This is a genomic window from Staphylococcus sp. AtDRG32, assembly GCF_004365845.1.
In the GTDB taxonomy this organism is placed as follows: Bacteria; Bacillota; Bacilli; order Staphylococcales; family Staphylococcaceae; genus Staphylococcus; species Staphylococcus hominis.
On record NZ_SODE01000002.1, the window covers coordinates 177633 to 189703 of the forward strand.

Sequence of the window (12071 nt, forward strand, 5' to 3'; positions counted from 1 at the left end):
CAAAAGTTAAACAATAAATCAAAACAGAAATTAATCTTAAATAAAGAATGAAACATAACGAAAATATATATTTCAATTTTGGAGGAATTATTTATTATGAAAAAGACAGTAATCGCTTCGTCATTAGCAGTAACTTTAGGTTTAACAGGATATGCTTTAACAAACGATCACAGTGCACATGCATCTGAACAAACAACTAACTATTCTCATTTAGCTGACTTAGCTCAAAATAACCCATCTGAATTAAATGCTCACCCAGTACAAGCTGGAGCATATAACATTTCATTCGTACAAGATGGTTTCAAATATACTTTCACTTCAAATGGTAACACTTGGTCTTGGAACTACACTTACACTGGTGGTGCTGACACAGCTCAATCAACTACTGACTACACTGATTCTTATAATCAAGCTTCAACTCAATCAGTAAGTGCAAATAACCAAGCTAGTACTTCAAATGTAAAAGCTGTTTCAGCTCCAGTACAAAAAACGTCTAGCTACAGTAACTACAGTGCTCGTACAACTTCATACTCAGCACCAAAAACTACTTCATACTCAACTGCTTCAACTGGTGGATCAGTTAAAGCTCAATTCTTAGCTAACGGTGGTACTGAAGCTGCTTGGAATGCTATCGTAATGCCTGAATCAGGTGGTAATCCAAATGCTGTTAATCCAATTGGTTACAGAGGTTTAGGTCAAACTAAAGAAGCATGGGGTACTGGTTCAGTAGCTACACAAACTCAAGGTATGGTTAACTATGCTAAATCACGTTATGGTTCATGGGATGCAGCAATTGCTTTCCGCCAAGGTCACGGTTGGTGGTAAGATTTAAGTAGATAACTGGATAGGACATCGAGTTATCAAAAAAGGAGGACGACAATGTCGTCCTCCTTTTTTTATTTTTTAATATAATATTTTTAATTTCTTGCTTAGTACATATCAAACTACTTTCTTTTAATGATTAATTATTTTAATTATAATTAATATAACTATATTGAAAGAGGGTGATATGAATTGAGTATAAACAAAATAGTGAAATTAGGATTATATCATAGTGTATATTGGTCGGTTACTCAAATGTCGCTATCTCACTTATTTACAAAAGTGCCTAGTTCTTTTTTTGATACATATCATCATTGGTTTAAAACATTTCCATTTGAACAAGGTGGGCAGTTATGGAATCGTCTTTTTCTTATTAATAGATGGAAAGGGTATATTCCAGAAGGAGAATGCCTAAATAAAAATGTTTATAATAAGCATGTTTTGAAACCACTAACTCAAGAAAGTGTTTATAAAATGATTATCGAAATGAGACGAGCTGAATTAGTACATTGGCTTTCTATATTGCCAGTTATTGTCTTTGTAAAAGCACCTAAATGTATTAAAACAATAAACATACTATATGCTTTATTAGCAAATGTACCGATTATATTGACACAACGTTATAATCGACCAAGATTAGAAAGATATTACCAATTAAAGTACAAGAGAGGTATCGATGATGGCGAATAAAACAATTGTCGTTATTGGCGGTGGATTAGGAGGTATATCAGCTGCTATACGTTTAGCGCAAAGTGGTTATCACGTAGATTTATTTGAAAAAAATACACATATAGGTGGTAAAGTGAATCGATTAGAAACCGAAGGATTTGGTTTCGATTTAGGCCCTTCTATCCTAACTATGCCTCATATTTTTGAAAATTTATTTTACCATAGTAATAAAGAAATGGCAGATTATGTGACAATTGAACGCTTACCACTTCAATGGCGTAGTTTTTTTACAAATGGTAAAGTGATTGACTTATATGAAGATTTAGAACAGACGGAAAATAAGAATAGCCATTTAACAGACTATGATATTCAGAAATTATCTCATTTTCTAAATTATGCAGAAAAAATACATCGATTTACTGAAGATGGATACTTCGCTTTAGGTTTAGATACGGTAACGGACATTCTTAAATATCAGGGTCCTTTTAAATCTTTAAAAGGTGTAGATTATTTTTCAACAATGCAACAAGCGATTAATCGATATATAAACAAACCTGAACTTCAAGATATGTTAGGATATTTTATCAAATATGTTGGATCGTCTTCATATGATGCACCTGCTGTATTAACTATGTTAGTACATATGCAGTATGAACAAGGATTATGGTATGTCAAAGGTGGTATTCATCATTTAGCCAATGCTTTAGAACGACTTGCTGAAGAAGCAGGGGTTCAGATTCATAAAGGTATTGACGTAACAAGCATTGATACCTATTTCAATCAAGTCATAGGAGTAAGACTTGATAATGGTCAGCACATTCATGCTGATTACATTGTCTCTAATAGAGAAGTCATACCAACGTATCGAGATCTACTTCATTTTTCCGATAAAAAGTTGGAAAAGTTAGAAAAAACATTTGAACCCGCTAGTTCTGGTTATGTGATGCATTTAGGTGTTAATACATCTTATCCTCAATTGGCTCATCACAACTTCTTATTTTCAAATAATTCTAAACAAAATTATCATGAAGTTTTTCATGAGAAAGTGTTACCACAAGACCCTACCATTTATCTCGTTAATAGTAATAAAACAGACAAAGCACAAGCTCCTAAGGGATATGAAAATTTAAAAGTACTACCGCATATTCCGTATATCCAAGATCAACCGTTTACTAAAGAACAATATGATGAATTTCGAGAAAGAGTTTTAGATAAACTAGAACACATGGGTTTAACCAATTTAAGAGAACATATTATTTATGAAGATGTATGGACACCTCATGATATTGAGAGCAATTACGCATCGAATAGAGGTGCCATTTATGGAGTAGTGGCAGATAAAAAGAAAAACAAAGGTTTTAAATTTCCTAAACAAAGTCAATATTTTGATAATTTATTCTTTGTTGGCGGTTCTGTCAACCCAGGTGGAGGTATGCCAATGGTAACACTGAGTGGACAACAAGTAGCAGATAAAATTAATGCCATAGAAGAGGCGAAATTATTAAAATATCAGCCTTAAGGAGACACTCAATGATGAAACGATTAGCTAAACTATTATACCCATTACTCGGTGCTTCAATAGCGAGCGGATACTTTATGTATAATCGTCAACGACTACTTCAATATAATAAAAAAACAACTAAGAAAAATTATCCATCTATCAGTATTATTATTCCGGCTAGAGATGAAGAAATTCGATTACCACGCTTATTGACGAGCTTAAATCAACAGTCTATCTCGCCAGAAATTATTGTGATGAATGATGGATCTAAAGATAATACTAGAGTAGTAGCATTATCTTACGGTGCTAAAGTAATAGATGTCGTAGAAGGTGACGATGCACGATGGTATGGTAAATCGTTTGCTTGTTATCAAGGTGTTCAGTATGCAACGTCAGATATTTTTATCTTTATAGATGCTGATGTACAGCTATTAGATTCACATGCTTTAGAATCTATATTACAAGCTTATGAAAAACAATCATATCGTGGACTATTAAGTATTCAACCCTATCATCTCGTCAAAAAAGCATATGAACAGTTTTCAGCTTTATTTAATTTGATGACAGTTGTTGGAATGAATCAATTTTCAAGTTTATCTCATCATAAGCAAACATTAGCATTTGGTCCAGTTACAGTAATGAAGAAAGAGGATTACGTTTTAACCCAAGGTCATAAAAATGCTGAATGTCATATTATTGAAGGATTTGCTCTTGCTCAAGCTTTCTCGAAATATAATCTACCTGTATCCTGTTATGAAGGTAAAGGTTTTGTAGGATTTAGAATGTATGAGGAAGGGGCTAAATCACTGATACAAGGTTGGACAAAACATTTTGCGACTGGTGCTTCTGGAACTGAAGGTACGATAATGTTGATGATTATGACATGGATGATGGGAATAACATTTAGTCACACCTTATTGTTGCTCAGTTTTATTACGAAAACCGTATCAAAAAAATGGGGAGGATTATCTTACTTCTTATATCTTATTCAATTTATAAGATTGCATAAGCGTGTAGGGAGTTTTTCGATAGTATTTTTAATCATGAATCCATTATTATTTGTGGTGTTTGTATTTGTATTTATAAATTCATATTGTCAGACACATTTTACTAAAAACGTAAGATGGAAAGGGCGTACTTTTAAAATTAATTAAACATGTAAAGTATAACAGGGGGACGCTTCATGAGTTTTGTAGAAGAAAGTTATCAGTACTGTCATAAAATAATGAAAGATTATTCTAAAAGTTTTTCATTTGCATTTGACTTATTACCAGAGCGACAACGACGAGCTATCTGGGCGATTTATTCCGTGTGTCGGATTATTGACGATAGTATTGATATTCACCAAGATGTCGATTATTTATATAAAATTAAACAGGATGTACAACGTATCGAGCATCAATCAGATATTCAAAAATCGTTTGAAAGTGATCAACATATTATGACTGCTTTTGCAGATACAGCTCAAACATTTCCAATGAATTACTATGCATTATATGAATTAATAGATACTGTTATGAATGATCAATCCTTTACAATGTTTGATACTGATGATGCCTTAATGGAGTATTGTTACGGCGTCGCTGGAACAGTTGGTGTATTACTTATACCTGTATTATCTACTTCTCCTACAAAAGAAACATATGAAAATGGAAAACAACTAGGGGAAGCTTTACAACTAACAAATATACTTCGAGATGTAGGTGAAGATTATCACAACGGACGTGTTTATTTAAGTATCGAACGATTAGAACAATGTGGCGTATTAATGGATGATGAAATGAATAGTGGCCCTTCTGAAAAATATAAAAAATTGTGGGAATATTATGCAACGATTGCGGAGAATGACTATGAAGCGGTACTTAATCATCTAGATGTGTATGACAAAGAAGCACGTTTTATTATAGAATTAGCAGCTCGCGTATATAAAAGCATTCTTGATGAGACAAGGAAAGCGAATTACACATTTAGTCAGCGTGTTTACGTTTCCAAATGGAAAAAGAATCATATTTATCGTGAATTAAAGAAAGAATATAAAGTAAAAGAATAGGTGGGAAGTTTATGGATATTGCCGTTATAGGCGCAGGAATCACTGGATTGGCGTCAGCAGCACGATTAGCTTCACAAGGACATCATGTGACAATATTTGAGAAGAATGGAAAAGTTGGAGGAAGAATGAACCAACTTAAAAAAGATGGTTTTACTTTTGACTTAGGTCCAACTATTGTTATGGTACCTGATGTATATAAAGCTATATTTGAGGAGTGCGGCAAACACTTTGAAAATTATATTGATATGCACCAATTGTCACATATTTTTGATATCTATTTTTCAGATAAAGATAAAGTAAGTGTCTCTACAGATTTACCTCAATTAAGTCAGACTTTAGAAGCGATTGAACCAGGTTCTACACATGGATTTATGTCATTTTTAACAGATGTCTATAAACGTTATGACATTGCACGTAAGTATTTCTTAGAGCGCACTTTTCGCAAACCAAGTGAATTTTATAATCCGATTGCTTTATATAGAGGCATGAAATTAAGAACACTTGGTAAAGCAAATCATCTTATTGATAGCTATGTTAAAAATGAAAAGATTCGTAAATTACTTGCTTTTCAAACACTATATATAGGGATCGATCCAAAGCAAGGTCCTTCAATTTATTCAATTATCCCAATGATAGAAATGATGCATGGCGTATATTATATCAAAGGTGGTATGTATAGCTTTGCTAAAGGTCTTCATCGTCTTACACAAGATTTAGGAGTCAGTATTGAATTAAATTCAGACGTTCAAGAAATTATTATAGACCCTAAATTTAAACGTGCGGATGGTTTAAGAGTGAACGGAGATATTCGTCGTTTTGATAAAGTATTATGTACGGCAGACTTCCCATATGCAGCGCAACATCTTATGCCAAGTCATTCTCCACTTAAAAAATATACACCTGCTAAGATAGATAAAATGGATTATTCATGTTCTGCATTTTTAATTTATGCAGGAATAAACAGAGATTTGAAAGATAAAGTTCATTTGCATAATGTGATTTTTGCTGAAGATTTTAGAGGGAATATTGACGATATCTTTGAAGGAAGATTGCCGAAAGACCCTTCTATATATCTTTATTTCCCCTCCGTTGAAGATGAGAAATTGGCTCCTGAAGGAAAAACAAGTATGTACATTTTAATGCCAGTACCTGAGCTTAAAACAGGTCAAATCGATTGGAACAATCCAGCCATAATTGAACAGGTTAAAAATGAAATTTACAAAAAAACAGAAACAATTGAATCACTTAAAGGATTACGTAACGATATCGTATCCGAAACTATTTTTACACCCTTAGATTTTGAAACACATTATAATGCTAAATTCGGTACAGCCTTTGGATTAATGCCTACTTTAGCACAAAGCAATTATTACCGTCCGCCTAACGTGTCCCGTGATTATAAAGATTTATATTTTGCAGGCGCAAGTACACATCCAGGCGCAGGCGTACCCATTGTATTAACAAGTGCTAAAATAACAGCAGAGGCTATGTTAGAAGATATAAAAAATATGAAATAGAATAAATAAATCTGAAAATTGACAATTATCAGTGTAATGTTAAAATAAGACTTAATACGTAAGAACTTATCGAGAGAAGTGAAGGGATTTGGCCCAATGAAACTTCAGCAACAGGCTTCATAAATATAAAGTACTGTGCTAATTCCAAGAGGATAATAAATAACCTCAAAGATAAGTGACATATATCTTATGAAGCTATATGCCACACAAAAGTGGTATATAGCTTTTTATTTAAGGAGGAATAACATGGTTATTTCAAAAAGATTAGCAGCCATTCCTGATAGCTATTTTGGAAAAACGATGGGCCGTAGAGTAGAACATGGCCCTTTACCACTTATTAATATGGCAGTAGGCATTCCCGATGGTGAAACACCAGAAGGTATTATTGAGCATTTTTCTGAAGCGATTCGCATTCCTGAAAATCAAAAATATGGTGCCTTTCATGGTAAAGAATCATTTAAAGAGGCCATTGTTAATTTTTACCAACGTCAGTACAATGTGACATTAGATAAGGAAGATGAAGTATGTATTTTATATGGTACAAAAAATGGATTAGTAGCGTTACCTACATGTGTTGTTAATCCTGGAGAAAATGTGCTACTTCCAGATCCTGGATATACAGATTATTTAGCAGGAGTGATGCTTGCAGATGCCAATCCTGTTCCATTAAATTTAGATCCTCCAGATTATTTGCCAAATTGGGATAATGTAGATAAGAGAGTACTAGACAACACAACGCTTGTTTATTTAACGTATCCCAATAATCCAACAGGATCAACGGCTACAAAAGAAGTATTTGATGAAGCAATTGAACGATTCAAAGGTACAAAGACAAAAATCGTGCACGACTTTGCTTATAGTGCTTTTGGCTTTGATGCTAAAAATCCAAGCATACTTGCTTCAGAACACGGTAAAGATGTCGCCATTGAAATTTTCTCACTTTCAAAAGGATATAATATGTCAGGTTTCAGAGTAGGGTTTGCAGTAGGAAATAAAGACATGATTCAAGCATTAAAGAAATATCAAACGCATACAAATGCTGGAATGTTTGGTGCGTTACAAGATGCAGCGACGTATGCACTTAATCATTATGATGAATTTTTAGAAGAACAGAATGAAACATTTAAACGGCGTCGAGACAAGTTTGAAGCAAAATTAAGTGAAGCCCATCTACCATTTGTGCATTCTAAAGGCGGTATCTATTCATGGTTACGTACACCTCCAGATTATGATAGTGAAACCTTTGAACAATATTTATTAAAAGAGAAATCTATTTTAGTTGCTCCAGGTATACCATTTGGTGAAAATGGAAAACATTACGTGCGTATCTCACTTGCATTAGACGATAAATGGTTAGAAGAAGCAGCTAGTAGATTAATGGACCTAGCTGATATGTATAAAGCAAAGCATATTTAAAAAATTATGAAGGAAGATGATCAATATATGACCAAAATTAAAATTATGAGTGTAAGAGATGAAGATATACCATATATTAACGAGTGGGCGAAACAAAACAATGTTGATGTTGATTTAACCAAAGAAATGTTAACAGAGACAACAGTTGATACTGTAAAAGGATTTGATGGTCTATCGTTATCTCAACAACATCCAATTTCAGAAGAGGTTTTTGCGAAATTGAAACAATATGGAATTAAGCAAATTGCACAACGTAGTGCAGGATTTGACACGTATGACTTAGATTTAGCTACTAAATACGACATCATTATCTCAAATGTACCCTCGTATTCTCCAAGTTCAATTGCTGAATTTGCTGTTACACAAGCTATCAATATTGTAAGGTATCAAAAACGTATTCAACATAAAGTGCGCAATTATGATTTTCGTTGGGAACCTTCTATATTATCACAATCTATCCGAGATTTAACTGTGGCAGTAATTGGTACTGGACGCATCGGTTCGATTGTGGCAGAAATTTTTGGAAAAGGTTATAACAGCAAGGTTGTTGCTTATGATCCATTTCCAAATACCGCTTTAGCAAAATTTGTTGATTATAAAGATACATTAGAAGCAGCAATTAAAGAAGCTGATATTGTTACTGTGCATATTCCAGCTACGAAATATAATCATCATTTGTTTAATAATGTTGTTTTTTCAAACTTTAAAAAAGGTGCCGTATTTGTGAATGCGGCAAGGGGATCAATTGTAGATACACAAGCTTTACTTTCTGTTATAGATAGTGGTCGAATTAAAGGGGCTGCATTAGATACATATGAATATGAAAGAGGGTTATTCCCAGGTGATTATCGTGGAAAAGAGATAGATGATGTATTGTTAAAGCAACTTATCAAAAGAGAAGATATTATTTTAACACCACATATTGCTTTCTATACAGAAGCGGCCGTCAAAAATCTCATAGTAGATGCACTTGATGCAACTATGGATGTTTTAACTAGTGGTACGACTAAACTAAGAGTAAATTAAAATAAAAAAAGTTGGAGCGTTACCTCCAACTTTTTTATTATTCTTTAACATCATAGCCTTGATCTTCAATAGTATCATGTAAATCTTTCGTTGAAACGAGTTCATCATTATAATCTACACGAACTTCGTTTTTATCAAGGTCTACTTCAGCAGTTCTTACACCATTAATTTTAGCTAATGCTGATTCGATTGTATTTTTACAATGGTCACAACTCATACCATCTACTTTAATGACTTTATTAATCATTGATTGTCACCTCCGAGTACTTCATAATGACTATACCCATATTTTACGCTTTTTAAATTTTTATGAAAGTATAAAGCTTAAAATTCATTTATAATTTCATTCGTTTTAGACGTAATGCATTAGTTACAACGCTTACAGAACTTAATGCCATCGCTGCACCAGCAATCCATGGAGCGAGTAAGCCCATTGCAGCAATAGGAATACCAGCAGCATTATAACCGAACGCCCAAAAAAGATTCTGTTTGATATTTCGAATGGTTTTATGACTTGCGTGAATCGCTTTAGGAACTAAAGCAATGTCTCCACCTAAGATAGTAATATCAGCCGCTTCAATTGCGACTTCAGTACCTGTTCCCATGGCAATACCAATATCTGCTTGAACTAAAGCAGGTGCATCATTAATACCATCGCCAACCATCGCAACGTTCTCACCTTTATCTTGAAAATGAGCAACATGTTTAGCTTTATCTTCCGGAAGAACATTGGCGATCACATGATCAATACCAACTTCATTTGCGATAGCTTGAGCTGTAGAGTGGTTATCACCTGTAATCATTACCGTACGTAAATTCATGTCTTTTAGTTCTTGAACCGCAACTTTGGCTTCAGATTTAACAGTGTCTGCTACAGCAATATAACCACGTAATATCTGATCATATGCAATCAACATGACGGTTTGTCCTTTTTGTTCAATTTGGGTGATTTCATCTAATAAAGATGTTGTATCAATATGATGATTTGACATTAATGACCGGTTGCCTATGAATAATGTCTTATTATTGATTATAGCTTTAATACCATGACCTGGTAATGTTTCATAGTGCTCTATATTTGTTAAAGTAAGCTGTTTTGTTTTAGCGTACTTAACAATCGCGGTTGCTAAAGGATGTTCAGAATTATTTTCAGCAGAAGCTACATATCGTAATAAAGTATCATCACCTTTAAAGTAAGTCACTTCTGGGGTACCATGTGTCAACGTACCCGTTTTATCAAATACCACTGTATCAATTTGATGAGTACGTTCTACATATTCGCCACCTTTAAACAAGATACCTTCTTCTGCTGCACGTCCTGTACCAACCATAATAGAAGTTGGCGTTGCAAGTCCTAATGCGCATGGACAAGCAATCACTAATACAGAGATCATGGCAACGAGTGCATCTTCAAATTGACCAGGATGAACGAAAATAATCCATATGATAAAGACGAGTACGGCAATACCAATAACAATAGGTACGAAATAGCCAGAAATCATATCTGCTAAACGTTGAATAGGTGCCTTTGAACTTTGGGCTTCTTCAACTACTTTAATAATATTAGATAAAGCGGTATCTTGACCTACTTTTGTTGCTTGAACGGTAATGACACCATTTTTATTTAGTGTTGCACCAATCACTTCATTATCAACTGTTTTATCTATAGGCATGGATTCTCCAGTTAGCATGGATTCATCTACGGTTGTTGTCCCTTTAATGACTTTTGCATCTACTGGAATTTTTTCTCCTGGTTTAACAAGTAAGGTGTCTCCAACTTGAACATTTTGAAGCGGAACCATTGTTTCTGTTCCATCATCTTTAATGAGACGTGCTTCTTTGGCTTGTAAATTTAATAATTGATTTAAAGCATGTGTTGTTTGTGATTTTGCACGTGCTTCTAAATACTTGCCAAATAAAATTAAAGTGATTAAAACAGCACTGGTTTCAAAATAAAGGTGGGGCTGTGCGTTTGAGTCTAATAACCATTTACTCATTTCATAAATACTATAGAAATAAGCTGCACTAGTACCAAGTGCTACAAGAACATCCATATTGGCACCACCATTACGTAAATTCTTGTATGCGCCAACATAAAATTGCCATCCTATAATAAATTGAATGGGAGTGGCTAAGATAAATTGAAACCAAGGATTCATAAATATTTCAGGTAACGGTACATTAAATAAATGAACAAGCATAGTTAAAAGTAATGGAAAAGCTAATATTGCTGAAATAATGAGTTTATTACGTTTTCTTTTTAATTCTTGAACTTTACGAGAAGCTTGTTCTTTTTTTGATTGTTTAGGTTTAGCATCATAGCCGAGATGTTGTATTCGTCCAATGAGCGTATCAACATCAGTTTGACCTGGATAATAATCGATTGTTGCTTGTTCTGTGGTTAGATTGACTGTTGCTTGCTTAACGCCTGTTGTTTTATTTAATACTTTTTCAATACGATTAGAACAAGCAGCACACGTCATACCTATAACGTCTAGTTCACTTTTATCTGTTTCAACGTCATATCCTAATTTTTGAATCGTTTTAATAAAATCGCTTACTTCATATTGATCGTTAGGATAATCAATGGTTGCTTTTTCAGTTGCTAGATTCACTTGAGCATGAACGCCATCTATTTTATTCAATCGTTTTTCAATACGATTAGAACAAGCGGCACATGTCATACCAATGATATTCAAGGTGATTTGATGATTTTGAGTCATATGTTCGACCTCCTACCACCTTCAATATACCCCCTTAGGGTATATTAGTCAATGATCTTGCTTAATAAAAAAAGAACAATGTTACTCTAAATAAAATGAGTATATTGTTCTCTTATTCATAATAGCTATTCATATTAAAAGAAATCAGAGGGTTTAAAATGGCTTAAATCTAAATCTTTAAAATTATTGAAGTTAGGATGAGTGATAGATCGTACAAGTTCACCACTTTTAGCTTCATTATAGTATTGGTTGGCTTCATTCATTAAATCATGATCTTGAACTGTTTTTACAATCCCTAAAATGATGAGAATGGTAATGATACCCTTTAGAATGCCTTTCATGTTGTA

At 33.6% G+C, this 12071-nt stretch carries 11 protein-coding genes and 1 riboswitch; of the genes, 8 read left to right on the forward strand and 3 right to left on the reverse strand.

From position 1 onward, the window contains the following. The first annotated feature begins 96 nt into the window (after positions 1–96). The 8 genes from BDW25_RS04915 to BDW25_RS04950 all read left to right on the forward strand — a co-directional run bounded on the left by BDW25_RS04915 (position 97) and on the right by BDW25_RS04950 (position 9001). Positions 97–825 carry an aggregation-promoting factor C-terminal-like domain-containing protein gene (locus BDW25_RS04915; RefSeq protein ID WP_002449188.1) on the forward strand — a complete coding sequence of 243 codons (729 nt, stop codon included), beginning with the start codon at positions 97–99 and terminating at the stop codon, positions 823–825. A 189-nt stretch (positions 826–1014) separates the two neighbouring features. After that, positions 1015–1512 carry a glycosyl-4,4'-diaponeurosporenoate acyltransferase CrtO family protein gene (locus tag BDW25_RS04920; protein ID WP_002449252.1) on the forward strand — a complete coding sequence of 166 codons (498 nt, stop codon included), beginning with the start codon at positions 1015–1017 and terminating at the stop codon, positions 1510–1512. Beyond that, complete coding sequence (locus BDW25_RS04925) at positions 1502–3010, forward strand: phytoene desaturase family protein (RefSeq protein ID WP_133944986.1); 1509 nt, start codon at positions 1502–1504, stop codon at positions 3008–3010. Before BDW25_RS04920 ends, BDW25_RS04925 begins: the two co-directional genes overlap by 11 nt. A gap of 14 nt (positions 3011–3024) precedes the next feature. Further along, positions 3025–4146, forward strand: a complete 1122-nt coding sequence (locus BDW25_RS04930; RefSeq protein WP_186308215.1) for a glycosyltransferase family 2 protein — start codon at positions 3025–3027, stop codon at positions 4144–4146. Between the two features lie 29 nt (positions 4147–4175). Continuing rightward, the gene (locus BDW25_RS04935; protein ID WP_049419045.1) at positions 4176–5042 is read left to right on the forward strand and encodes a phytoene/squalene synthase family protein; all 867 of its coding nucleotides are present in this window, start codon (positions 4176–4178) and stop codon (positions 5040–5042) included. 11 nt (positions 5043–5053) lie between these two features. Next, positions 5054–6559, forward strand: coding sequence for a phytoene desaturase family protein (locus BDW25_RS04940; RefSeq protein ID WP_002454815.1), 1506 nt, complete (start codon positions 5054–5056; stop codon positions 6557–6559). A 63-nt stretch (positions 6560–6622) separates the two neighbouring features. Then, positions 6623–6737: riboswitch (SAM riboswitch) on the forward strand. Between the two features lie 68 nt (positions 6738–6805). Then, positions 6806–7975 (forward strand): aminotransferase class I/II-fold pyridoxal phosphate-dependent enzyme, encoded by a 1170-nt coding sequence (locus BDW25_RS04945; RefSeq protein ID WP_133944989.1) that lies wholly within the window; start codon positions 6806–6808, stop codon positions 7973–7975. 27 nt (positions 7976–8002) lie between these two features. Next, positions 8003–9001, forward strand: coding sequence for a D-lactate dehydrogenase (locus BDW25_RS04950; RefSeq protein ID WP_002454817.1), 999 nt, complete (start codon positions 8003–8005; stop codon positions 8999–9001). A gap of 37 nt (positions 9002–9038) precedes the next feature. On the opposite strand, the gene copZ is transcribed toward BDW25_RS04950, so the two are convergent. The 3 genes from copZ to BDW25_RS04965 form a co-directional block, all read right to left on the reverse strand. Further along, positions 9039–9248, reverse strand: coding sequence for a copper chaperone CopZ (gene copZ / locus BDW25_RS04955; RefSeq protein WP_002449345.1), 210 nt, complete (start codon positions 9246–9248; stop codon positions 9039–9041). Positions 9249–9336: 88 nt separating this feature from the next. Then, positions 9337–11724, reverse strand: a complete 2388-nt coding sequence (locus BDW25_RS04960; RefSeq protein WP_049432726.1) for a heavy metal translocating P-type ATPase — start codon at positions 11722–11724, stop codon at positions 9337–9339. A gap of 134 nt (positions 11725–11858) precedes the next feature. Beyond that, complete coding sequence (locus BDW25_RS04965) at positions 11859–12065, reverse strand: hypothetical protein (protein ID WP_002454819.1); 207 nt, start codon at positions 12063–12065, stop codon at positions 11859–11861. Between the last annotated feature and the right edge of the window lie 6 nt (positions 12066–12071).

Excerpts from the sequence above, each read along its gene's own strand:
- BDW25_RS04915 (WP_002449188.1), top strand. The coding sequence starts at position 97 with ATGAAAAAGACAGTAATCGCTTCGTCATTAGCAGTAACTTTAGGTTTA.
- BDW25_RS04925 (WP_133944986.1), top strand. The coding sequence starts at position 1,502 with ATGGCGAATAAAACAATTGTCGTTATTGGCGGTGGATTAGGAGGTATA.
- BDW25_RS04930 (WP_186308215.1), top strand. The coding sequence starts at position 3,025 with ATGAAACGATTAGCTAAACTATTATACCCATTACTCGGTGCTTCAATA.
- BDW25_RS04935 (WP_049419045.1), top strand. The coding sequence starts at position 4,176 with ATGAGTTTTGTAGAAGAAAGTTATCAGTACTGTCATAAAATAATGAAA.
- BDW25_RS04940 (WP_002454815.1), top strand. The coding sequence starts at position 5,054 with ATGGATATTGCCGTTATAGGCGCAGGAATCACTGGATTGGCGTCAGCA.
- BDW25_RS04945 (WP_133944989.1), top strand. The coding sequence starts at position 6,806 with ATGGTTATTTCAAAAAGATTAGCAGCCATTCCTGATAGCTATTTTGGA.
- BDW25_RS04950 (WP_002454817.1), top strand. The coding sequence starts at position 8,003 with ATGACCAAAATTAAAATTATGAGTGTAAGAGATGAAGATATACCATAT.
- copZ (WP_002449345.1), bottom strand. The coding sequence starts at position 9,248 with ATGATTAATAAAGTCATTAAAGTAGATGGTATGAGTTGTGACCATTGT.
- BDW25_RS04960 (WP_049432726.1), bottom strand. The coding sequence starts at position 11,724 with ATGACTCAAAATCATCAAATCACCTTGAATATCATTGGTATGACATGT.
- BDW25_RS04965 (WP_002454819.1), bottom strand. The coding sequence starts at position 12,065 with ATGAAAGGCATTCTAAAGGGTATCATTACCATTCTCATCATTTTAGGG.